The organism is Yoonia tamlensis, from assembly GCF_900115105.1.
GTDB lineage: Bacteria > Pseudomonadota > Alphaproteobacteria > Rhodobacterales > Rhodobacteraceae > Yoonia > Yoonia tamlensis.
Genome location: NZ_FOYP01000001.1, coordinates 1,541,641 through 1,564,972, shown reverse-complemented (window position 1 = coordinate 1,564,972; position 23,332 = coordinate 1,541,641). Strand labels below are relative to the sequence as shown.

Sequence of the window (23,332 nt, the reverse complement as noted above, 5' to 3'; positions counted from 1 at the left end):
ACCCGCCATGCGTATCATCAAAACCATCGCCGCATTAATTCTGGCTGCCCATAGCGCCAGCGCCAGCCCCGAATTCTGGGTGCATGAATGGCCCGCGACCGATTTTTCCAAGACAAACGTCGCAAGCTGGGTTGAAATCCTGTCGGGCGGCCCGCCCAAAGACGGCATCCCCGCAATCGACGATCCGCAGTTTATCGCGGTGGCAGACGCTGCCCTAACCCCGCATGAACCCGTGATCACTGTCGAAATCGCCGGACACAGCCCGCGCGCCTATCCGATCCGCTATTTGATCTGGCATGAAATCGTGAATGACCAGATTGGCGATCTGCCCATCGCGGTCACATTTTGCCCGCTGTGCAATTCAGGCATAACATTTGACCGGCGCACCGCCGCAGGCACCCTACGGTTCGGGGTTTCGGGCAAACTGCGCAATTCGGATATGATCATGTTTGACCGCGAAACCCAAAGCTGGTGGCAGCAAGCTATCGGTACGGCAATTGTGGGGGAATTGACCGGGACGCAATTGCAAACGCTGCCGTCATGGATGGAAAGCTGGGACACATTCCGCGCCCGTAATCCGGACGCCCGCGTGATGGCGCAGCCCGATTTTAACCGCGATTACGGCGCAAACCCTTATGTGAATTATGATAGTTCCCACCGCCCGTTTCTTTATTCTGGCGCATTGCCCCCGCATGATATCCCGGCCCTTGCCCGTGTGGTGCGCGTGGGCAATCAGGCGTGGCCGCTTGGGCGGATTGCCGCAGCGGGTGCCATTAGCGAATCCGGCCTGACGCTCACGTGGGTGGCCGGTCAGGCCTCAGCGTTGGACAGCCGCAACATTGGGCAGGGGCGCGATGTGGGCAATATCCGCGTGCGTGACGCTGCGGGTGCCGACATTGCACATGATGTGCTATTTGCCTTTGCCTTTCACGCCTTCTGGCCCGACGGCGAATGGATGATCGACCCGGGCTAACGCCTTGACTTTGCAAGGGCATCGGCAAAGGGTGCCCGCATGGAAAGAAAATCACATATCGACATGTTCGGCGCGGTAGCACTATCGGGGTTTGCCCTGTTTCTGGCCTTTAATCAGGTGGTGATCAAGGTCACCAATGGCGGGCTGCAACCGGTGTTTTTTGCGGGGCTGCGATCAGCGGGCGCAGTGGTTTGTCTTTGGGCCTATCTGCGCTGGCGCGGCATTCCGATCCGGTTCGAAGCAGGCACGCGCATGGCCGTGCTGGTCACCGGTTTTTTCTTTGGATTGCAGTTTTTGTGCCTTTTTGTTGCGCTTGATCTGACAACGGTCGGGCGCTCTGCGGTGATATTTTATTCCATGCCTGTCTGGCTGGCGATCATTGCGCACTTTGTGATGCCCAATGACAAGATTTCCGCGCTCAAGGCGTTGGGGCTGGTATTTGCGATGGCGGGCGTGGCATGGGCCATGCTGAACCGCGGCAGCGGCGAGGCAAGCATCTGGGGCGATATTGCAGCGCTTGGCGGGGCGCTGTCATGGGCGGTGACCGCGATGATGGCCAAAGCATCGCCAATGGCCCGCCTGCGCCCCGAATTGCAGCTATATTGGCAGGTGCTTGTCTCTGCGCCGATCCTGCTGGGGGCGGCGTTCTTTTTCGGGCCATTTATTCGTGATCTGGGGCCGATCCATATTGCGGGGCTGTTGTTCCAGACGGTGGTTGTGGTTAGCGCAGGCTTTGTTTTCTGGCTTTGGCTGTTGTCGGTCTATCCGGCCTCTGGCGTGGCGTCGTTCAGCTTTCTGTCGCCGGTGCTGAGCGTTGGGTTGGGCTGGCTTTTGCTGGGCGAACAGGTCGGATTTGATCTGATTGGCGCGCTGGCGCTGGTGGCCGTCGGCATTTTGCTGATCAACCGCCCGCCTAGGTCCCGCAAAACGTCTGCTTGACCAATTCAGCATCTGTTGGCGGCTTTGCAAATTGCGCGGTTGCCGCGTTCAGCGGGGCAAAGGGCTGTGTTACGGCACCCAAAAGCGCGTGGAACGGCGCAAAATCCCCTGAAACAGCGGATTGAATGCAGGCTTCAACCTGATGATTGCGCGGAATAATTTGCGGGTTTGCGCCAGCCATGATCTTTAAAAAATCAGGGGCTCTGCGCGCGTGCCAACGCAGCGCCCAAGCATCAAACGCGGGGCGGTCGATAAACAGGTCGCGCGGGTTTTCACCGCTAAGCTGCGCAAAGAGGCTGGTGAAATCCGTGCGCTCGACTGCCATCAGATCAAGCAGATCGGTGATCAGCGCGGTATCTTCGGCCACGGGGGCTGTGATCCCCAGTTTGGCTGCAAAAACCGCGCGCCATTGCGCCAGATAGATATCGCCAAAGCGGTTCACGGCTTGGGTGAACTGCTCAATCGCCGCGTCTTGGTCGGGCATCAATGGAATCAGCGCCGTCGCAAATTGCGCCATATTCCACGCCGCAATCTGCGGCTGGTTGGCATAGGCATAGCGGCCTTGGCGATCAATCGCGCTAAAGACCTGCCCCGGATGAAACCCGTCGATAAAGGCGCAAGGCCCGTAATCAATGGTTTCGCCCGCGATGGACATATTATCGGTGTTCATCACCCCGTGAATAAACCCCAACCCCATCCAGCGCGCGACCAGTTTTGCCGTGCGCGCGATCACCTGATCAAGCAGATCGGTTGGGCCAGTCGCCGTCGGATAGTGCCGCGCGATCACATGATCGGTCAGTGCCTGCAGTGCCGCTAAATCCTGACGCGCTGCGAAATATTGGAATGTGCCGACGCGAATATGGCTCGATGCCACACGTGTCACAATTGCGCCGGGCAGGATTTCTTCGCGGTAGATATCCTGACCGGTGGTGACAGCGGCCAGCGCGCGGGTTGTGGGCACGCCAAGCGCATGCATTGCCTCTGACACCAGATATTCGCGCAATACGGGCCCCAGCCATGCGCGCCCGTCACCGCGCCGCGAAAACGGAGTCTGGCCTGCACCCTTGAGCTGAATATCGCGGCGGGTGCCGTCAGCCGCGACAACCTCGCCCAAAAGCACGGCGCGCCCGTCACCCAGTTGCGGGTTCCACTGGCCGAATTGATGCCCCGCATAGGCTTGGGCAATAGGTGCAGCCCCTTCGGGGATCAGGTTGCCTGCAAAAACTGCCGCGTCAGGATCGCCCTGAATGCCCAATGCATCGCCAAGCGCCTGATTATAGATAATCAGCGCAGGTGCTGGCACAGGCGTTGGGGCCGTGGCCACAAACATCTGCGCGGGCAGGTTTACATAGCTGTTATCAAATGGAATTTTCACAAGCGTTTCAGCCGGTCAGCCAGCAAAGCATAAAACCCTTCGGCGTCCAGATCACCGATAAACAGCGCGTTGGGTGCGCGGTCGGTCACCCGCCACCAATCGGCAACGGTCATGCCAAGGGTCAGCTCGGATTCTGTTTCGATCTCAACGTTGATATGACGGCCCGTGAACAGTGTTGGGTCAATCAGATAGGCAATCGTGCACGGATCATGCAGCGGCGCGCCTTCTGATCCGTATTTTTCCATGTCGAACCGTTCAAAAAAGTCGGTCCAGGCCGCGACCATATCGCCGACCTTGGTGCCCATCGCGCGGAATGCGTCGATGCGGGCCTTTGTGGTCAACGCTTTATGCGTCACGTCCAATGGCATCACGACAAGCGGAACACCGGAATCAAACACGATTTTCGCGGCCTCGGGATCAACATAGATGTTAAATTCGGCGACGGGCGTGATGTTGCCGCCCTCAAAGTAACCGCCGCCCATCAATACGATCTCTTGGATGCGCGGAATAATGTCGGGCGCTTTTTCAAAGGCTGTCGCAATATTTGTCAGTGGCCCAATCGGGCAAAGCGTCACCGTGCCAGTCGGTTCACTGCGCAGGGTTTCGATAATAAAATCAACGCCGTGCTGGGCCTGCAGTGGCATTTTCGGGTCGTCCATCTGTGGCCCGTCCAGCCCTGTCTTGCCGTGCACATGTTCGGCGGTAACCAGTTTGCGGTGCATCGGCGCGTCACAGCCTGCAAAGACCCGCGTGTCGGGTTTGCCTGCCAGTTCGCAAACAATCCGCGCGTTCTTTTGCGTCAGCGCCAGCGGCACATTGCCCGCCACGGCGGTAATCCCCAGCAGGTCAATATCTTCGGGCGAGGCAAGCGCCAGAAGAATGGCAACCGCATCATCCTGGCCGGGGTCGGTATCAATAATAATTTTGCGCGCGGGCATTTGGTTTCCTGTCTCTCTTTGGGGTAGAGTGTCGCGTCAATCGGGCAGGGGCAAGGGGGCAATTGCGCTCAAGGGGCGCAATAATGCCACGCCGGCACAGGAAAATTGCTTTGATTTTGGCTGAAAGCTGGTAAGCCATGGCCTGCATCCCCATATGCGATTCAAGGCCACAAAAACGCAGAGCTATCGGAGAACAAAGATGAGCAAACTGATTTCAGCAGTGATCCCCGCCGCGATTTTTCTGGCGGGTCCCGCACTGGCGCAAGACCCCAATATCGATATAAACGGCGACGGCATGTATAGCTACCCCGAACTCACCGCCGTTATGCCCGATCTGACCGACACCACCTTCGAGGTGCTTGATACATCCGGCGACGGGCTGCTTAACGCCGATGAGATCGCCAATGGCCAAGCCGCCGGGCTGCTACCGCGCTAACGCGTGGCCCGGCGCGGCAGGTTAAACTGCGCCGCGTGACAGGGCCGCAACACCGGTGCGTGCAATTTCTTGCAGGCCAAGCGGGCGCATCAGTTCGGCAAATGCGTCGATCTTTTCGGGCGTGCCGGTGATTTCAAACACAAATGATTCCAGCGTGCTATCAACCACATTGGCGCGGAAGATATCGGCAAGGCGCACGGCCTCGATCCGGTTGTCGCCCTTGCCGGATACTTTGAATAGCGCCAGTTCGCGTTCCACGGTTTTACCTTCGACGGTCAGGTCGTTGACCTGATGCACATCGACAATTCGACCCAGCTGCGCCTTGATCTGTTCAATAATCTGCGGTGTTCCGGATGTGACAATTGTGATCCGCGACCGGTGCCCCAGATGATCGACCTCGGCCACGGTCAGGCTATCGATGTTATAGCCACGCCCAGAGAAAAGCCCGATCACGCGGGCCAGAACACCCGGTTCATTTTCAACCAGAACGGCCAGCGTGTGCCGTTCAACGGTGTCAGAATAGTTGGGCCGTAGGTTATAGGCTGAGTGGCTTGTTGCGCCTTTTTTGATTTTTAGTGCGGACATTTTATTTCCAGTTCAGTTTTCAATAACTCTATGACCTCGTTTACATGTTCCTCTTGTGATGAGGTAATCTTGAAACGTTGCAGTAAGGCAATGAAGTTTTTGAGATCGGTAGGTTCCATTTGTTCAGCGTAAATTGAGTTCAAGCCATGTTCATAGGGTCGAAATACTTCGTTCCAGAGCTTTTCCTTTTCTTCCGTAGAAGCAAAGGTACTCAGCTCTGCCATCACCCAAATATTCCAGGGAATGGGTTCTTTCTGGAACGAAACCGTTATTAGCCCCACAATTCTATACCAACGCCTCGCCAGCGCCTGAAATCGCGCCTTCGGTTGATGCGTCGCCCATCAGCATTTCGTTGTGGGCCTTGCCTGACGGGATCATCGGGAAGCAGTTTTCGTGCTTTTCAACCAAGCAATCAAACAGCACCGGCCCGTCATAGGTGATCATTTCCATGATCGCATCGTCCAGCGTATCAGGATCATGGCACTGGATACCTTTGGCGCCAAAAGCCTCGGCCAGTTTTACGAAATCGGGCAGGGATTCCGACCAACTGGATGAATAGCGTTCGCCATGCAGCAGTTGCTGCCATTGTCGCACCATGCCCAGCCGTTCGTTATTGAGAATGAACTGCTTGACGGGCAGGCGGTACTGCATCGCGGTGCCCAGTTCTTGCATGTTCATCAGCCATGATGCTTCGCCCGCGACGTTAATGACCAGCGCATCGGGATGCGCCATTTGCACGCCGATGGATGCCGGGAAGCCGTAGCCCATCGTGCCCAAACCGCCTGATGTCATCCAGCGATTGGGGTCTTCGAACCCCAGATATTGCGCGGCCCACATCTGGTGCTGTCCGACTTCGGTGCAGATATAGCGGTCGTGCTTTTTGGTAAGCTCTTCAAGACGTTGCAGCGCGTATTGCGGCTTGATGATCTTACCTTCTTGTTTGTAGTTCAGGCATTCAACCGCGCGCCATTCGTTGATCTGATCCCACCATTTGGACAGGCCTTCGGCATTGGTTTTGCGCCCGCGTGCCTTCCAGACATTCAGCAAATCCTCAAGCACATGAGCAACATCGCCAAGGATCGGAATATCGACATGGATCACCTTGTTGATAGATGAAGCATCAATATCGATATGCGCCTTAACGGATTTTGGGCTGAACGCGTCCAGACGGCCGGTGATCCGGTCGTCGAACCGCGCGCCGATGTTGATCATCAGATCGCAATCATGCATCGCCATGTTGGCCTCGTACAGCCCGTGCATGCCGAGCATGCCCAGCCAATTGTCACCGGATGCGGGGTAGCAGCCCAACCCCATCAGGGTTGAGGTGATCGGGAAGTTGGTCGCAGCTACCAGTTCGCGCAGCAATTGCGAGGCCGCAGGGCCAGAGTTGATGACGCCGCCGCCTGTATAGAACACAGGCCGTTTGGCCGTTTCCATCGCCTTGGCCAATTCGGTGATCGCGTCCAGATCGCCTTTGACTTGCGGGTTGTAATGGGTTTCGACCTGCTGCGCCTTTGTATAGGTGCCGGTTGCAAATTGCACATCCTTGGGGATGTCGATCAGCACCGGACCCGGGCGGCCAGATGTCGCGACATGAAATGCCTCGTGCAGGGTCGCGGCCAGCTTGTCGGTTTCTTTGACCAGCCAGTTATGTTTGGTGCAGGGGCGGGTAATGCCAACGGTGTCCGCCTCTTGGAACGCGTCCGAGCCGATCATGAATGTCGGCACTTGCCCCGTCAGAACAATCAACGGGATGCTGTCCAGCAGCGCATCAGTCAGGCCAGTCACTGCATTGGTCGCGCCGGGGCCGGATGTCACCAGCGCAACACCCGGTTTGCCGGTTGAACGCGCATAGCCTTCGGCGGCGTGTACAGCCCCTTGTTCGTGGCGCACCAGAACATGGGTGATGCTGTTTTGCTGGAAAATCTCGTCATAAATCGGTAGGACGGCACCACCAGGGTATCCAAAGACGACTTCCACACCCTGATCGATCAAGGCCTGTACTACCATTTTTGCGCCCGTCATGGCTTTTGTCATTGTTCTCGCGTCCTATCCGCTTTGGTTTCTATTAGTCACAAAAAAACCCCCGAGAGTGTCGGAGGCGCATGGGATCATTATGGTCTTACCGTTACCGGCCCATGCGCGTGTATCTCACAATTAGTACGACCTTGGTCATCGGGTTTCCTTTGCGTGTGCGGCGACAATAGGGGTGTCAAAACCAAGGGTCAACCGCATATTGGAGAAAATGTCGTCTGTGGGGGCATTTTTGGAACTTTCTTGCGAAAGCCGCATTCGGCCGGTGATTAACTGGCTGTTAGCGGCTTTATGAATAGGGTGACATATGGTTTTTCGCACTGGTCGCAATATGGATAGTTTGCTTGCACGCGTTGTCCCGCGCCTATGGTGGCATTGGCCGCTCTCGCTGCTTTTGTGGGGGGGGATTGCGACGCTGGTGGCGCATTTTGTGGACATCATGATTTACGGGGAACCGGACCAGACCATTTTGTTAAGTTTTCCGGAAACCGTGTTGACGGCGGCACCTTTGGTTATCTTTGCCTTGTTGCTTGTGCGCCATGCAAACCAGCTCCGGCACGAGGCGATGTTCATGGCCTCGCATGATCCGCTGACCGGCCTGCTGAACAGGCGTGCATTTCTCGCAGAGCTGGGCAACCAGCAGGGCGGCGCGCTTTATATGCTTGATCTTGATCATTTCAAGCAGGTCAATGATACCTACGGGCATCTGGTGGGCGATGACGTTTTATGCGTGGTTGCGGCGGCGATGACCACCGCAGTGCGCAGCGGGGATATTGTCGGGCGGCTCGGGGGCGAGGAATTTGCCATTTTTGCCCCGGGTCTGCACGGGGATGCGGCCCATGCATTGGGTGAACGGCTTGTTCAGGGGGCCCAACACGTGGAGCCGTTTTCGAACAGCGTCATTCGGGTCACCATTTCGGTTGGCGGCTACTGGACCGATCGCGGCGTGGATACGACAACATTGCTGCGCAAGGCCGATCATGCACTTTACGAGGCAAAGGCCGCAGGACGCGCCCGCATCGTCTGGTACGTGTCGGAATCGGCCTTTGCGGCAAGACCCCCCAGCGCCGTTGCCTGACGCCGGGGGTGTGTCCTAGCTGGTGCTTTCGACCTTATCTTGCGTCTTTGTCGCGAAATCCGCCGCATCATGACGTTCGTGCAATTGGCCTTCATCCGGGCCAAAGGTGCGGTTCACCATCGCACCGCGCTGGTAGGCAGGGCGCGACATGATCTCATCCGCCCAGCGGATTACGTTTTTATAGATGCCCACATCCAGAAATTCGCCGGCATTATAGGCATCACCTTGCACCAAACGGCCATACCACGGGGCGGTCGCGATATCGGCAATTGTATAGTCATCCCCCGACAGGAACCGCACCGCGCCCAAGCGGCGGTCAAGCACGTCAAGCTGGCGTTTTGCCTCCATTGCAAAACGGTTGATCGGATATTCAAATTTTTCAGGGGCATAGGCATAGAAATGGCCAAAGCCGCCGCCCAGATAGGGGGCCGATCCCTGCAACCAGAACAGCCAGTTCATTGCTTCGACCCGTGCGGCGGGGTCTTTGGGCAGGAACGCCCCGAATTTTTCCGCCAGATACAACAGGATCGCACCGCTTTCAAAAACACGGCTGCCGGTGCCGTGGTCCATCAGCGCGGGAATTTTCGAATTGGGGTTCACTTCGACAAAGCCGCTGCCGAACTGGTCGCCATCACCGATCTTGATCAGCCATGCGTCATATTCCGCGTCATGCCCAGCTGCCAGCAACTCTTCGAGCATAACTGTGACCTTAACACCATTTGGTGTCGCCAGTGAATATAGCTGCAAGGGATGTTTGCCGACGGGTAGGGGTTTGTCGTGGGTCGGGCCCGAAATGGGGCGGTTGATGCTCGCAAATTCGCCGCCGTTCTTGGCATCCCAAGTCCAGACTTTGGGGGGAACATAATTTTTTTGGTCGCTCATGAGTGTCTCCGCAATTTGTGTGCCTGACTAATATCAAGCATCTGCCTGCCAACAAGAGGGCGCGCACAGTTGCGCGCAGACATTTCAATAACCGACCCTGCGAATGCGTGCAGGCCTTATATCGTCAGGGTTGAAAAATATTGGATAAATTCAATTATTCGCAAGACATTTTCGTTTTCTGTGAAATACTGACCCTACGGAAACGTGATATCTGAAAGGGTCGGCCTATGTCGAAATCAAATACTTATGGCACCAGCATCGCAAAGCAGCGGCTGTCGAGGCTTACGTCAACGGGCGCAAGCGCGCTATGTGCAGCAAGTCTCGGGCTGGTTGTGGCGTCCACCAGTCAGGTTCATGCCCAAGAACAATGTTCGACATATACCATCGTGCGCGGTGATACGCTTAGTCAGGTGGCAGGACGCGCAAATGTGCGTGGCGGTTATCAAGTGCTGTTCAACGCCAATACCGATATTCTGGCCAGCCCGAACTTGCTTGAAGTCGGGCAAGTCTTGAAAATCCCTTGTGAAGACGGATCGTTGCCAACAACCGAAACCGCAGCAGCCGCGCCCGCAGAATCCGCCCCGCGTTTGCAGCCCGAAAGTCTGGATCGTCCGCTGCGGTTTGTAACGGCCAGCGGCTATGCGCCCTTTACCGAAGAATCGATGGACGGCGGCGGTATGCTAACAAAAATGGTCCGCCGTTCCATGGAACTGGGAAACCCTGATCAGGCCTTCAGCATCATTTTCGTGAATGATTGGGGGTCGCATTTGAACGACCTGCTGCCATCGGGCGCATTTGACATGGCCTTCCCTTGGTTTCTGCCCGATTGCGACAAGGTTGAAAACCTGTCAGCCCCGAATGCGTTCCGTTGTACCGATTTCAACCACTCGGCACCGTTCTATGACGCGTTGGTCGGCTACTACACATTAGCGGGCAGCGCCTATGACGGCGCGACAACCTATCCTGAACTGTTTGGCGCGCGTCTGTGCCGCCCAGAAAGCTGGTTCACTTTCGATCTCGAAGCCGAGCAGCTGGTCGATCCGACGATCTCGCTTGTTCAGGTGCCGCAGATGGAATGCTGGGAACTGCTGCGCAACGGCGAGGTTGACATCGTGACCTATGACGCGCTGCCAGCAGAAGAAGATCTTGATAACGCAGGGATGAAGGACGTCGTGGCGCAAATCGCCAATCTGACATCGCAACAAACGCTGCATGTCTTTGTTTCCAAAAACAATCCCAATGGTGATGCCTATATGGATATCATCAACGCGGGTCTTGAAGAACTGCGCCTGTCGGGCGAATGGTTCGAGATCGTGCGTGAAGGCATCAAAGAGACCGTCGAAAACTGATCACGCAATACCACGCCTGCCCCCCGCAGGCGTGGTTCTTTAAATGCCGGTTCCCTGCAACACCCCGTGTTCCAACGCATAGCGCGTCAGCCCTGCGGTCGAACTGATCCCCAGCTTGCCTTTGATATTGTTGCGGTGGGTTTCCACGGTGCGCACGGAAATGTTCAAATTCTGCGCCACTTCCTTGTTTGATTTTCCCTGCGCCAGTTCCAGAAGTATCGTCTGTTCGCGGCTGGTCAACGGTTCGCGTCCGCCGCTGATTTTTGGGCGCAATGACCCTCTGGCGCCGGTGCACAGATACTGTTCGCCCGCCAGAACGGCGTCAATCGCCTGCCGGATTGAATCGGTCGGCACGTCCTTGAGGATATAACCGCAGGCCCCGTGGCTAAGCGCGGTTGAAATATATTCCGGACTGTCATGCATCGACAAAATCACGATCAGTGTTTCGGGACGTTTTTCGAGAATCATCTCGGTTGCGGCAAGACCGGACAGGCGCGGCATATTCAGGTCAAGCAAGATCACATCGGGCGCAAGTGCCACCACCTGATCTACGGCATCCTGCCCGTTGTTCAGCGTCCCGACGACTTCGATATCGTCATAGCTTTCAAGGATCGCCTGAATGCCCTGCGCGACCATCGGGTGATCATCTACAATCAAAATACGGATCGTCATGCCGTTTCCTTTTGCGGGTTGAGCAGGTGGGTCAAGGGAACCTGTGCTTCGATTATCGTGCCGGTCTGGCCGTTGCGGGCGGTGGTGATCCGCAGGCTGCCCCCCAGCTGTTCGATGCGTTCTTGCATATTTCGCAAGCCAAGACCATGCGCAGGCCCGTGTTTGGACGGCGGCCAAACCATCCCGACGCCGTCATCGGCGATCCGCAGCATCGCGCCGTGCCGGTGCCCCTTGAGCGACATGACAACTTGGCGCGCACCAGCGTGGCGTTCAATATTTGTCAGCGCTTCCTGCGCGATCCGGTAAAGAGCGATCCGCGCGTCCTGATCAAGCCGGTTGCGGAAAACCACGGTTTCGAATTCGGTATTGATGCCGGTGCGCGCGCGAAAATCATCTGTCAGCGCCTGCAACGCGGGCCCCAGCCCCAAATCATCCAAAACACCAGGGCGCAGGTCGCGGCTGATGCGGCGGACTTCCTGAATTGTCTGGCTCAGCCCCTCGATCCCCTTATCCAGACTATCGCTGCTTTGCGGGTCGAGCTTGCGGCGGGTGAGTTCGAGCGCATAGCGCACCCCCACCAGCATCTGGCTGATCCCGTCATGCAATTCGCGCGCGACGCGTCCGCGTTCTTCTTCTTGGGTGTCGATAATCCGTTGCGTCAGTTCCTTGAGTTTTACATCCGCCAGACGTCTTTCGCGGATATTGAGAAGCATCCCCGTCAGAAATACGCCCATCAGCGCGACAATCGCGATGGCGACGATGTAGAATGATGTGCGTTTGACCCGCGCCTGTACTTCGGCGCGCGATGCCGCCACGTTTTCAAGCACATCGTCGATAAATATCCCCGTGCCGATGGCCCACCGCCAATCCTGGAACCCGTTCACATAGGCAATCATGCTGGCCTGTTCGCCTGTCGATGGCTTGGTCCAGACAAAACTGTGAAAGCCGCCCCCTGTGCGCGCGATCCGGATCAATTCATCGGTGATGGCGGTGCCGTTTGGGTCGGTCAGCCCCAGCCAGTTGCGGCCGATCAGATCGGTCTGGCGGGGCGCGACAAGATTGTTGCCGTCATAATCGAACACAAAGAAATACCCGTCCTGCCCGTAAAGCATCGACGATAGTTCTTGCGTCACAGTCAGTTTGGCCGCCTCGTCATCGGGTGCCGCGCGCCCGTAGGTATTCACCACCGCCGTACGCGCAATTGACAGGTAGTTTTTCAGCTCTTCGCGTTTGGTTGCAATCAGTTGCGTCTCGAGCGCCTGAATTTCGCGTTCGGCCAGTTGCGTAGATTGCCGCGCGACCACAATCGAAATCAAGAACACCGCAATCACAAGCGGGAGGGTAGCCAGAAGGAACACCTTTTGCCCGTAACCGATTGTCATGATGTTGCGTAAACTTGCGAACGGCCTTGTCATAGGACGACCGTTAGCGGGGAATCACATGCGAATCAAACCCCTCACTTTCGTCAACCGTGTGGTCACTGTTTAGTGATCGCCTAATAATAATGCAGATTGGTGCAGAAAATGTACCAAAAACACCCGAACTACGTAGAACTACGTATTTTACGTTCGCAAAACCCGCGTTAGTCTGCTCGGACGAAAAACGATCGCGACTTGGCCCCAGATGTGGCCAAGGGAATAATATCTGGGAGGAAATTTCATGGATCGCCGTTCATTTCTAAAGAATTCTGCACTTGGCGGGACAGCCGCAGCCGCAACAGCGCTTGCAGCACCTGCATATGCACAAGGCAACCGCACGCTGACGCTTGTTACCACATGGGGCCGCGGCCTTGCCGGTGTACATGACGCAGCACAGCGCGCCGCAGACACAATCACAGCCATGTCAGGCGGGTCTTTGACAATCGACCTGAAAGCAGCGGGCGAACTGGTTGGTGCGTTCGAAGTATTCGACGCCGTAACATCCGGTCAGGCCGACATGTACCACGGCGCTGATTACTACTTTGTAAACCAGCACCCGGGCTATGCTTATTTCACATCCGTGCCATTCGGCATGACCGCGCAAGAAATCTCTAACTGGTATTACCAAGGCGAAGGTCAGGCATTCCACGACGAATTGGGCCAGATCTTTGGTCTGAAGTCATTCCTCGCGGGTAACACTGGCCCACAAGCGGGCGGTTGGTTCTCAAAAGAAATCACCGGCCCAGAAGATTTCCAAGGCCTGAAATTCCGTATGCCTGGCCTTGGCGGTCAAGCTTTGGGCAAAATGGGCGCATCTATCCAGAACCTTCCAGGTGCAGAAGTGTACCAGGCGCTGGCATCTGGCGCGATCGACGGCACCGAGTGGATCGGCCCGTGGGCTGACGAAAAAGCCGGTTTCCAGGAAATCACCAAGTTCTACTACACTGCTGGTATGCACGAGCCGGGCGCAGCCCTGTCTTTGGCAACAAACCTTGACGTGTACGAAAGCCTGAGCCCAGAGCATCAGAAGATTATCGAAATCGCATCTGGCGAAGCGCACCAGTGGAACCTTGCACAGTTCATGAACAACAACGGTGCAGCGCTTCAGCGTCTGCAAGCCGGTGGTGTGAAGGTTCTGGAATTCCCTGACAGCGTTTGGGATGCGATGGGTGCTGCTGCGAAAGAAACGCTTGATGAATATGCTGGCGACGAGATCTATGATCGTCTCCGCGCAAGCTACAACGCGTCAATGGCGGCATCTTCTTCTTGGATCCAGAAATCCGAAGGTGTTTACCGTACACAGCGTGACCGTGTAATGGGCTAAGCCCGTTCGCGCAATGTGAACCAAATGTCATGAGGGCCCGATGCGCATGCATAGGGGCCCTCATGCGTCAGGTGTTTGTTCAAAACACCGTCAGAATTTTCAAAAGGGGTGGGACATGGGCCTGGTCGAAGCTTGGGGGGGGAACCCCGTTGGGTGGTTCTTTGCGAACCTCATCGAAGCATTTTACAATTTTGGTTACGCTGTCACACATCCCGGCCAATGGTTGTCATGGGTCCCCTTTACAAATGCGGCAATGGCGGACCTAGAGGTCAAAGAAGCGCTGATGCGCTTTATCTACTACGGTGCCTCGGTCGAATTGTTCTTTGTCGTCTTTGCGGTTTTCCTCGTCATCAGCGTGATTGGGTTTATCAATAATAACTTCATGTGGGGCTGCGTGCGCGTTCTTGAAGGCTTTGCCAATAAGGTGGGCCGCTTTTTCGCATGGGCGGGCCTGTTGATGGTGCTGCAGCAGATCGTGATCATCTTTATGCAACGTGTCTTTGCCGTGTCTGAAATCGGCATCGGCTTCGGGGTGAATTTCGCCAAAGACGTGAGCTGGTGGTCCGAAGAGCTCAAGCTTTATAACGCGATGATCGTCTGCATGTGCGCCAGCTATACATTTGTCCAAGGCGGCCATGTGCGGGTTGATCTGGTCTATTCCGCCGTCAGTTTCCGCACCAAGCGGATCATTGATATGGTCGGTTCGATGTTGTTCATGATCCCTGCGGCGATTGTCACATGGCTTTACGGCTGGTTTTTCTTGTGGCGGCATCTGGTGGTGCCAAACCCTTCTGCCTCCGACACGCTTGACCGGCTGATCACCAAGGCGCGCGCGCTACGCTGGAATATCGAATTCATCGGCTTTTCGCCCAACGGGTTTAACGCCTATTTCTTGTTCAAAATCCTTCTGATCACCTTCACCGCGATGGTGATGCTGCAGGCGGTTGCCTTTTTCTACCGCTCGTATCTCGAACTGATAGAGGGCGAGCAAAGCGAAGGTAAACATCTTGACCGCGACGTTCTGGGCGATGAAACCGCCGAACTTGTCGCTGAAATTCACTAAGGTAGGACCGAAGACATGCTTTTAGGTTTAGATGGCGTTGAAATCGGCATTATCATTGTTTTCCTGACATTGTTCGCAGGGATTTTGTCAGGCTTTCCGGTCGCATTTGCGATTTCCGGATCTGCAGTTATTTCATTTGCCGTGATTGCGGCGCTGGATAGTTCGGGTCTGTTGATCCATGCAGCGATTGATACAAATTCCGCGGAATACGCAGGGCTGATTGCCGAAGGTGTGCGCACCGATGCGATCTCGGTTTTCCGATACCCCGATCTGCCGCGTGCCGAACATGTGCTGTTCCCCAATGGCTGGGAACAGGCGCTTGACCGCAATATCGGCTTCCTTGTGAACCGGATGAACGAACGGGTTCTGGCGGGGCAATCGATTGAAACGCTGCTTGCCGTTGTCATGTTCGTGATGATGGGGATCGTGCTGGAACGGTCGCGCATTGCGGATGAACTCTTGACCACAATGGCCAAGGTCTTTGGCCCGTTGCCAGGTGGTTTGGCTGTTTCCATCGTGATCGTGGGCGCGTTTCTGGCAGCAAGCACAGGGATCGTTGGCGCGACGGTTGTAACCATGGGCCTATTGGCGCTGCCAACCATGCTCAAGAACGGGTATTCACCCGAACTGTCGACAGGTGTTATCGCGGCTTCCGGCACATTGGGGCAGATCATTCCGCCATCCATCGTGATCGTGCTTTTGGGCACGCTTGCGGGCGATTTGTATTCTGCCGCGCAAGAAGAACGCGCGCAGCTTGTCGGTTGTTCCGATGCGCTGACCTATCTGGGTGAACCCGCCGTGGTATCGGTCGGCACATTGTTCCAGGCGGCGATGCTGCCAGGTATTTTGCTGGCCGTTCTTTATGCTGGTTACGCCTTTGTGTTTGCGCTGATCAACCCATCCAAAGCCCCGCCTGTGCAATTTGAAACCTCTGGCAAAGGCGAGGCGGTCACCCGCAATGAAGCCTTTACATGGTTCCTTGCGGCACCTGTGGCGATTATCGGGCTGACCATCGGTCTGGGTCAAACGGGCCTGTTGGGGTCGCAGTCGATCATTGTGGACAGCTTTACCGATGCCGGTCAAACCGCATCACTGCGCACCAATGTCGGTGACGATTGCGCTGTCGCCATGCAAGAACTGCACGGCACCGAAGCTTGGGAAGCCGCACTGTCAGAACAAGCCGCGATCGAGGCCGCAGGCGGCGTCGCAGAAGCGCGCGCGCTGTCCGACGAAGAACGTGCCACGATCATGGCTGCCAAAGTCGAAGCCGCCGCACCGATTGGCAAAGGCATCGGCATCACCGCGATGTTCCTTGCGCTGACCTTTGCGATCGCGCGCGGTGTCGCGCCAAGCAAGGACGCCCGCCCGCTGTTGATCGGTGCCGCTGGCATCGCGCTGCTGCTGGTGGTTGATCTTGTGATGATCACGCCGCTGACATCGCCTGGCAAAACAACATTGCTGATCGCAATTCCGCTTTATGTGATTTACCGCGGGTTGCGCGGGGCCGTGGGGTATCTTGCGGGCAATGAAATCTTGCGCGTGGTCTTCCCGCCGCTGGTCTTGATCGTTGCTGTGCTTGGCTCGATCCTTGGCGGGATCACCAACCCGACACCGGCTGCGGCCTTGGGGGCGGGCGGCGCGCTGTTGCTTGCGGCCTACCGCAAACGTCAGGACCAAGGGCTGTCCGGCAATATCGTGCTATATACAACAGGTGCCATTGCCTTGATGCTGCTGGTTGGCGTGAATTTTGACATGCGCATGGGGCAGGAAGTTGTCTTGTTCGAAAACACGATTGCGTACCTCGTGGCCTTTGCAAGCTTCCTTTATGCGATGTTCGGTTTGGGCTGGTCGTGCTGGATCTTGCTGTCGGGTGGGGTTTTGTCGCCTGTTGTGCGCGAAACGGCCAAAGTGACGTCGATGGTGTTCACCATCCTGATCGGCTCGCAATTGCTGAACCTTGTGCTGATATCGTTTGGCGGGGAACACTATATCCAACAGTTCCTGCGGTCGTTCGACAATGAATGGCAGGTCTTCCTGCTGGTTATGTTTGTGCTGTTCATCTTGGGGTTTGTGCTGGATTTCCTTGAAATCATCTACATCGTGATCCCGATTGTGGGGCCGGTCATCTATGGCGGCACGTTTGATCCCAAATGGGTGACCATCATGATCGCGGTGAACCTGCAAACATCGTTCCTGACACCACCCTTTGGTTTTGCGCTGTTCTATCTGCGCGGGGTTGCGCCCAAGTCGATCACGACAGGGCAAATCTACCGCGGGGTGATGCCGTTTATTGCCATTCAGGTCGGCGCGCTCTTGCTTTTGGCGCTGGTGCCAAGCGTGGTGACAATCGTGCCGAACCTGCTGAAATAGCGGCCGGGAAGATCACAAAACAAAGGCGCACGCAGGAAACTGCGGGCGCCTTTTGCGTTTGGGGGGGGGTCAGATACGGCCGTCGGGCAGGCGGATTTGCGCGACCTGTTCGGCAATCGGATCATTCGACAGCGGATGCACATCCGCAGTGTGATGCGCCGGATCACCCAGCGGCGTCCATTGCCCGCCCTTATAGATCTCTAGCCCTTCGAATTTGGCCTTGTAATCCATCTTGGGGCTGCCCGGGACCCAATAGCCCAGATAGATATAGGGCAGGCCCAGTTCCTGGGCGATCGCGATGTGATCAAGAATGATATAGGTGCCAAGCGACAGTTTTTCATGCGCAGGATCAAAGAAGGAATAAACCATCGACAGCCCATCATCGAGAATATCGGTCAGGCAGACAGCGCGCAGCGCGCGGCCATCGGTATATTCGATCAGGCGCGACCGGATCGGGGTTTCTTCGACCATGGCCGCAAATTCGAACATATCCATATCCGCCATCCCGCCCGAGGCGTGCCGCCCGTCAAGATAGTCGCGAAACAGATCGTATTGCTCTTCGGTCGCCCAAGGCGATGTTGCACGGCGCGCCAGATGCTGCGCACGTTTGGTGATACGGCGCTGGCTGCGCGAGGCGCTGAATTGCGAGATATCAATGCGGGCCGACATACAGGCCGAACATTCGGCGCAAGACGGGCGGTAAAGCACATTTTGCGACCGGCGAAACCCTTGCTTGGAAAGGGAATCGTTCAGTTTTGTGGCGCTGTCGCCTTGCAATGCAGTAAATAATTTACGCTCCATCCTGCCGTCCAGATAAGGGCAGGGTTGCGGTGCAGTGACATAGAACTGCGGTGCAATAGGAAGCGTATGGCGCATGAGGAAATCCGGATTGTTGCAGCAAAAAGCTTAGCAATCCGTTTTACATTGGCCAAGCCCCTCATTTTAGGTGCCACCTATCCCTTTTGGGCATGTGGCAAATCTGCGAATTCCCGATCAATAGTCGCGATTGATCGCATAGGTCCCCAGCAAATAATCGGTCAACCCTTTGGCCTGTGGTGAGACCAGCATCAAAATCACGGATATCAATTGCAAGGGGGCGACGCAGACGCTGATCGAATAGCCCAGCGTGTGCAAAAACGCGGTTTGTGATGTCAGCGGGCGGTCATGGTGATCACGCAAGCTGATCCCCACCATGCGCATCCCCCAAGTGGCCGATCCGTTCGCGATGGTAAACCAGCGGTAAAAGAACCCGATCACCAGCATCAAGAACGGAAAGAAAAATATCCCTGTAAAGGCGGTAAACGGCAGGGCAAGGGTGCAGATAAACCCGATTGCGATCATGTCAAAAACCCACGCCAGCCCGCGTTTCAGGGCGACACCGGCATAGGCGGCAGTGGGATCATACGAATAGGTGGTCATGGAAATCTCGTCTAAAAATGGGGGGCGACCCAGCGCACTGGGCCACCCGATCGCCATTAGTGGCTTGGTTCCGGCAGGGCATCGGTATCAGCCTTGCTGGCGCGCTCGTTCATGAACTGGTCGAATTCGGCCTTGTCTTTCGAATCGCGCAGGCGCTTGAGAAAGGCTTCGAAGTTGTCTTGTTCTTCTTCAAGGCGGCGCAGCGTTTCGTGCTTGTAGGCGTCAAAGGCCGAATTGCCGCTGGTGTGCCGCATGGTGCGACGGTGGGAAGTGTGACTGCAAGATTTGTTAAACATGCGTTTGCTCCAGATCATATAGGCAAGAAGGGCGAGGCCGACGGGCCAGACAAAGATAAAGCCCAGAACCATGGCCGCGATCCACGCGCCTTTGCCACGCTCATCTAGCCAGGCCTCTGCGCGGGCGAAAAACCCGATAGGGTTGCTGTGTCCCATCGACGTCTGGGTGGTTGCGGTGTTCATTGTGGGCTCCTTTGGTTGCGTTGTTAATGTGAATGCCTTTCACATGAATAGATATCGGCATCTTGGGGTCTTGCTTCAAGGGCTAATGTGAATCTTTTTTACATTTTCTTTGAAATGCGTTTTATTTCAAATTGTTAAGCTCGATATTTAGATGGTGTGCGCAATGATTGCGGGGTATTTTCATGACCATTATGATGTTTTTGGGCATAGGCTATCATTGCTAGCAATTGACCCGCATGCCCCAGAGAGTAACTGTAACCCATGTCATTTCTTGATCGCCAAACCCGTTGCCCCCATGCATTTGACCCCGATCGCGGGGCGGATGTGCTGACCCATTTGCCTGATTTGCCGCGCGCGCTGGCTCCGCTGGTTATTGGCACGGCGGGGTGCAGCCCCTATCTGGCGGGATTGCTTGAAAAAGAAGCGGCGTGGATCGTGCCCGCGCTCGATGATCCCGAGGCGGCGGTGCGCGGAATTTTCGCGAAAATTCCGCTGGTGGCGCTTGATGATCTGACCGCACATTTACGCCAATGCAAGCGCCGGATCGCGCTGATCACAGCGCTAGCCGATCTTGCGGGTGTTTGGCCTTTGGAAACAGTGACGCAGGTGCTGACCGATTTTGCGGATGCCGCCGTGCAGGCCGCATTGGTGCAACTTGTCGCTGCCGAGGCCGCGCGCGGCAAACTGCCAAGCGGGGATGATCCGGCGCAGGCGGGGGGGATGTTTGCGCTTGCGATGGGCAAGATGGGTGCGGGCGAATTGAATTATTCCTCCGACATCGACCTGATTTGCCTGTTTGACGAAACCCGTTTCAGCGCCGACGATTACCACGAGGTGCGCGCCAGCTTTATCCGCGTCACGCGCAAAATGGCGGCGATTCTGTCTGATGTGCGCGAAGGCGGCTATGTGTTCCGCACCGATCTGCGGCTGCGTCCGGATGCGTCATCGACGCCTGTATGCCTGTCTGCGGAAATGGCCGAACGCTATTACGAAAGCCTTGGCCGTACATGGGAACGTGCCGCCTATATCAAGGCCCGCACATGTGCCGGCGACGCCGCCGCGGGCGCACGGTTTCTAGACACGCTGCGCCCGTTCGTGTGGCGTAAACATCTGGATTTTGCGGCCATTCAGGACGCGCATGATATGCGGCTCAAGATCCGCGATCACAAGGGCTTGCACGGCGACCTGGTGCTTGAAGGCCATAATATGAAGCTTGGGCGCGGCGGTATCCGCGAGATCGAGTTTTTCACCCAGACCCGCCAGTTGATTGCGGGCGGGCGCGATCTTTCGTTGCGGGTGCGCGGGACACGCGACGGGCTGAACGCGCTGGCTGCGGCGAATTGGTTGCCTGAAGATGATGCTGTAACGCTTTATGATCATTATAAATACCACCGTGAAGTCGAGCATCGTTTGCAAATGATCAACGACCAGCAAACCCATCATCTGCCCGCCGATGCAGAGGGGTTCGCGCGGCTTGCGGCATTCATGGGCACCGAAGTTGCCGCGCTGCGCCAAGAGATAACAAACCGCTGCGCAGAGGTGCATGCGCTGACCGAAGGCTTCTTTGCACCCGACGCCGCACCGCCGTTGACCGACGACTGGGGGGCCGAAACCGTGGCGCGTTGGCACAATTACCCTGCGCTGCGTTCGTCCCGCGCCGTCGAGATTTTCGAGCGTCTGAAACCCGAAATCCTGTCAAAGCTGAAAGAGGCCGCCAAACCCGACGAGGCCTTGTTGCAATTTGACGGGTTTCTGGCTGGACTGCCCGCCGGTGTACAGCTGTTTTCGCTGTTTGAGGCCAACCCGCAACTAACCCAGTTGATCGTCGATATTGCCGCCACGGCCCCTGCATTGGCGCAATATCTGTCGCGCAACGCGGGCGTGTTTGACGCGGTGATCGGCGGCGCGTTTTTTGATCCGTGGCCGGGACAGGTTGCGTTACAGGCAAGGCTTGCCGATGTTCTGGCGCAAGCGCCCGACTATGAGGCGCAACTGATCGCTGCGCGCCGTTGGGCCAAAGAATGGCATTTCCGTATTGGTGTGCATTTGCTGCGCGGATTGGTTTCCGCTGATGTTGCAGGAACGCAATATGCCGATCTTGCCGGTGCTGTGGTGGCGGGGCTTTGGCCTGCTATTGTTGCTGAATTTACGACAAAACACGGGGACATGCCGGGGCGCGGCGGTATTGTTTTGGGAATGGGGTCGCTTGGCGCGGGGCGGCTGAATGCGGAATCCGACCTTGATTTGATCATGATCTATGACGCAAGTGGCGTTGAAATGTCGGACGGGCGCCGCCCATTGGCGACGCGCACCTATTACGCGCGGCTAACGCAGGCGCTTGTGACCGCATTATCCGCGCAAATGTCCGAAGGCCGGCTTTATGAGGTGGATATGCGGTTGCGCCCGTCTGGCCGGTCCGGCCCTGTTGCGACCTCTTTCGATGCGTTCCAGCATTATCAGGCGGACGAGGCATGGACATGGGAACATCTGGCGTTGACGCGCGCCCGCGCCATTACCGGTGACCCTGAACTGGCCGCAGAGTTCGAGACATTCCGCCAAAAAATCCTGACGGGCAAAGGTCAAGGTGCCACTGTGCTGGCCGATGTTGCCGACATGCGCCGCCGCATCGCCGAGGCAAAACCGCCGCAGGGTGCATGGGATGCCAAGATCGGGGCGGGGCGTTTGCAAGATATCGAATTGCTTGCGCAGACAGCCTGTCTACGTGCGGGTGCCAATGCATGCGATATGGCGGGGCAATTGCAGGCAGGTGTCGTTGACGGCTGGCTGGATGCCGCTGATGCGCAGGCATTAACCCATGCGGCGCGGCTTATGTGGTCGGTGCAGGTAGTGGCGCGTCTGGTCACCGCAGGGCCGTTACACCCTGACGAAATGAGCGAAGGGGCAAAACGGTTGATATTGCGCGAAACAGATTGCAAGGATCTTGACGGTTTGTCACAGCAGCTGATCCGTTCCGCGGCAGCAGCGGCAGCGGTGATTTGCCGGAAACTGGGGATCGATGATGGCCATTGATCCCATCGACCCCACCGGATTGATTGCGGAATCGTTCCTGATCGCAAACATATCAGAGCCGGAATGCCGGACGATATTTTTGGAATGGGCGATGGGGATTTCGGCGGATGTGGATACATTGGCGGCGGTCAAGACGCATCTTGCGCGACACAGCAACGCTAACCCTGCACATCCGATGATCGCAACGTTAAACGCTGCGCTGGAAACCGCGCGCCCGCCCAAACGCCGTGGCGGTAGACGGGCGCGGGTGTCTGAATAACTAGCTGACGGTCAGTTGCGCGGCTTCGCGGGCCAGCGCCTCGATTCCGGCCCAATCGCCCGCGTCGACCAGATTCTTGGGCGCAACCCAAGACCCGCCCACGCAAAGCGTATTGCTCAGGCTGAGGTAATCATTGGCGTTTTTCAGGCTGACACCACCAGTCGGGCAGAATTTGACCTGCGGGATCGGTGCGCCAATCGCCTTAAGGGCGGGCGCGCCGCCATTGGCCTCGGCGGGAAAGAATTTTTGCACTGTATAGCCGCGCTCGAGCAGGTACATGGCTTCGGTTGCGGTTGCGATACCGGGCAACAGCGGCAGATCATTGGCTTCGCAAGCATCCAAAAGCCGTTCTGTCACGCCTGGTGACACCCCGAATGTCGCGCCTGCGGCCTTGGCGTTTTCAACGTCTTTTGGCGTCAGCAATGTGCCAGCGCCAACAACACCGCCCGGCACGCTGGCCATTTCGCGGATCACGTCCAGAGCTGCGGGGGTGCGCAATGTCACTTCCAGAGCGGGCAGACCGCCAGCAATCAGCGCACGGGCAAGATCGGCGGCAGTGCTTGCATCATCGACAACCAGAACAGGCACAACAGGCGCCAATTGGCAGACTTTGGTGGCGGCGGCAGAGGCTTCTTGTGGGGTCATTTTATTGGCTTTCATCGTTGGTTTGTGGCGCAGGGGGTTTCTTAAGTCCCATACTAGCATACTA

General features: G+C 56.6%; 21 protein-coding genes. 10 read left to right on the top strand and 11 right to left on the bottom strand.

The annotated features are described in order from the left end of the window. Positions 1-7 precede the first annotated feature (7 nt). Complete coding sequence (locus tag BM320_RS08120) at positions 8-973, top strand: DUF3179 domain-containing protein (protein WP_090198723.1); 966 nt, start codon at positions 8-10, stop codon at positions 971-973. A 39-nt stretch (positions 974-1,012) separates the two neighbouring features. Further along, entirely contained in the window at positions 1,013-1,912 is a 900-nt protein-coding gene (locus BM320_RS08115) for a DMT family transporter (protein ID WP_090198720.1), read from the top strand. On the opposite strand, the gene BM320_RS08110 is transcribed toward BM320_RS08115, so the two are convergent. Together BM320_RS08110 and BM320_RS08105 are read right to left on the bottom strand one after the other, a co-directional pair. Further along, positions 1,887-3,287, bottom strand: a complete 1,401-nt coding sequence (locus BM320_RS08110) for a protein adenylyltransferase SelO (protein WP_090198717.1) — start codon at positions 3,285-3,287, stop codon at positions 1,887-1,889. The genes BM320_RS08115 and BM320_RS08110 overlap by 26 nt on opposite strands. After that, entirely contained in the window at positions 3,284-4,225 is a 942-nt protein-coding gene (locus BM320_RS08105) for a nucleoside hydrolase (RefSeq protein ID WP_090198714.1), read from the bottom strand. The genes BM320_RS08110 and BM320_RS08105 overlap by 4 nt, the downstream gene beginning before the upstream one ends. Positions 4,226-4,424: 199 nt before the next feature. Between BM320_RS08105 and BM320_RS08100 the strand changes: the two genes are divergently transcribed. Further along, a complete protein-coding gene (locus BM320_RS08100; RefSeq protein ID WP_090198712.1) occupies positions 4,425-4,661 on the top strand; it encodes an EF-hand domain-containing protein in 237 nt (78 codons plus the stop codon). A 21-nt stretch (positions 4,662-4,682) separates the two neighbouring features. Here BM320_RS08100 and ilvN read toward each other — a convergent pair whose 3' ends face one another. Both ilvN and BM320_RS08085 read right to left on the bottom strand, forming a co-directional pair. Beyond that, positions 4,683-5,246, bottom strand: coding sequence for an acetolactate synthase small subunit (gene ilvN, locus BM320_RS08095; RefSeq protein WP_090198708.1), 564 nt, complete (start codon positions 5,244-5,246; stop codon positions 4,683-4,685). A gap of 285 nt (positions 5,247-5,531) precedes the next feature. Beyond that, the gene (locus BM320_RS08085) at positions 5,532-7,283 is read right to left on the bottom strand and encodes an acetolactate synthase 3 large subunit (protein ID WP_090198702.1); all 1,752 of its coding nucleotides are present in this window, start codon (positions 7,281-7,283) and stop codon (positions 5,532-5,534) included. Between the two features lie 304 nt (positions 7,284-7,587). Between BM320_RS08085 and BM320_RS08080 the strand changes: the two genes are divergently transcribed. After that, a complete protein-coding gene (locus tag BM320_RS08080) occupies positions 7,588-8,358 on the top strand; it encodes a GGDEF domain-containing protein (protein WP_090198699.1) in 771 nt (256 codons plus the stop codon). A 15-nt stretch (positions 8,359-8,373) separates the two neighbouring features. On the opposite strand, the gene yghU is transcribed toward BM320_RS08080, so the two are convergent. Further along, complete coding sequence (gene yghU, locus BM320_RS08075; protein ID WP_090198696.1) at positions 8,374-9,240, bottom strand: glutathione-dependent disulfide-bond oxidoreductase; 867 nt, start codon at positions 9,238-9,240, stop codon at positions 8,374-8,376. Positions 9,241-9,467: 227 nt separating this feature from the next. On the opposite strand from yghU, the gene BM320_RS08070 reads away from it, so the two are divergent. Next, entirely contained in the window at positions 9,468-10,589 is a 1,122-nt protein-coding gene (locus BM320_RS08070) for a LysM peptidoglycan-binding domain-containing protein (protein WP_090198693.1), read from the top strand. Between the two features lie 39 nt (positions 10,590-10,628). Here BM320_RS08070 and BM320_RS08065 read toward each other — a convergent pair whose 3' ends face one another. Then, positions 10,629-11,261, bottom strand: coding sequence for a response regulator transcription factor (locus BM320_RS08065; RefSeq protein ID WP_090198690.1), 633 nt, complete (start codon positions 11,259-11,261; stop codon positions 10,629-10,631). Further along, entirely contained in the window at positions 11,258-12,676 is a 1,419-nt protein-coding gene (locus BM320_RS08060; RefSeq protein ID WP_090198687.1) for a cache domain-containing protein, read from the bottom strand. Before BM320_RS08060 ends, BM320_RS08065 begins: the two co-directional genes overlap by 4 nt. Before the next feature lie 244 nt (positions 12,677-12,920). Between BM320_RS08060 and BM320_RS08055 the strand changes: the two genes are divergently transcribed. The 3 genes from BM320_RS08055 (at position 12,921) to BM320_RS08045 (ending at position 17,436) form a co-directional block, all read left to right on the top strand. Further along, positions 12,921-14,003 carry a TRAP transporter substrate-binding protein gene (locus tag BM320_RS08055; protein ID WP_090198684.1) on the top strand — a complete coding sequence of 361 codons (1,083 nt, stop codon included), beginning with the start codon at positions 12,921-12,923 and terminating at the stop codon, positions 14,001-14,003. Between the two features lie 115 nt (positions 14,004-14,118). Beyond that, the gene (locus BM320_RS08050; RefSeq protein ID WP_090198681.1) at positions 14,119-15,066 is read left to right on the top strand and encodes a TRAP transporter small permease subunit; all 948 of its coding nucleotides are present in this window, start codon (positions 14,119-14,121) and stop codon (positions 15,064-15,066) included. Positions 15,067-15,081: 15 nt separating this feature from the next. After that, positions 15,082-17,436: a TRAP transporter large permease gene (locus tag BM320_RS08045; protein ID WP_090198678.1), complete on the top strand. Its 2,355-nt coding sequence runs from the start codon at positions 15,082-15,084 to the stop codon at positions 17,434-17,436. A 69-nt stretch (positions 17,437-17,505) separates the two neighbouring features. Here BM320_RS08045 and BM320_RS08040 read toward each other — a convergent pair whose 3' ends face one another. From BM320_RS08040 to BM320_RS08030, 3 genes are all read right to left on the bottom strand, one after another. Continuing rightward, the gene (locus BM320_RS08040) at positions 17,506-18,312 is read right to left on the bottom strand and encodes an arginyltransferase (protein WP_090198675.1); all 807 of its coding nucleotides are present in this window, start codon (positions 18,310-18,312) and stop codon (positions 17,506-17,508) included. A gap of 117 nt (positions 18,313-18,429) precedes the next feature. Continuing rightward, complete coding sequence (locus BM320_RS08035; protein WP_090200478.1) at positions 18,430-18,855, bottom strand: RDD family protein; 426 nt, start codon at positions 18,853-18,855, stop codon at positions 18,430-18,432. A gap of 56 nt (positions 18,856-18,911) precedes the next feature. Continuing rightward, positions 18,912-19,334 carry a DUF2852 domain-containing protein gene (locus BM320_RS08030; protein WP_090198673.1) on the bottom strand — a complete coding sequence of 141 codons (423 nt, stop codon included), beginning with the start codon at positions 19,332-19,334 and terminating at the stop codon, positions 18,912-18,914. Between the two features lie 261 nt (positions 19,335-19,595). On the opposite strand from BM320_RS08030, the gene BM320_RS08025 reads away from it, so the two are divergent. Both BM320_RS08025 and BM320_RS08020 read left to right on the top strand, forming a co-directional pair. Continuing rightward, a complete protein-coding gene (locus tag BM320_RS08025) occupies positions 19,596-22,364 on the top strand; it encodes a [protein-PII] uridylyltransferase family protein (protein ID WP_090198670.1) in 2,769 nt (922 codons plus the stop codon). Beyond that, positions 22,354-22,623, top strand: a complete 270-nt coding sequence (locus BM320_RS08020) for a hypothetical protein (protein WP_242650975.1) — start codon at positions 22,354-22,356, stop codon at positions 22,621-22,623. The genes BM320_RS08025 and BM320_RS08020 overlap by 11 nt, the downstream gene beginning before the upstream one ends. Here BM320_RS08020 and eda read toward each other — a convergent pair whose 3' ends face one another. Beyond that, positions 22,624-23,268: a bifunctional 4-hydroxy-2-oxoglutarate aldolase/2-dehydro-3-deoxy-phosphogluconate aldolase gene (eda, locus tag BM320_RS08015; RefSeq protein WP_090200476.1), complete on the bottom strand. Its 645-nt coding sequence runs from the start codon at positions 23,266-23,268 to the stop codon at positions 22,624-22,626. Between the last annotated feature and the right edge of the window lie 64 nt (positions 23,269-23,332).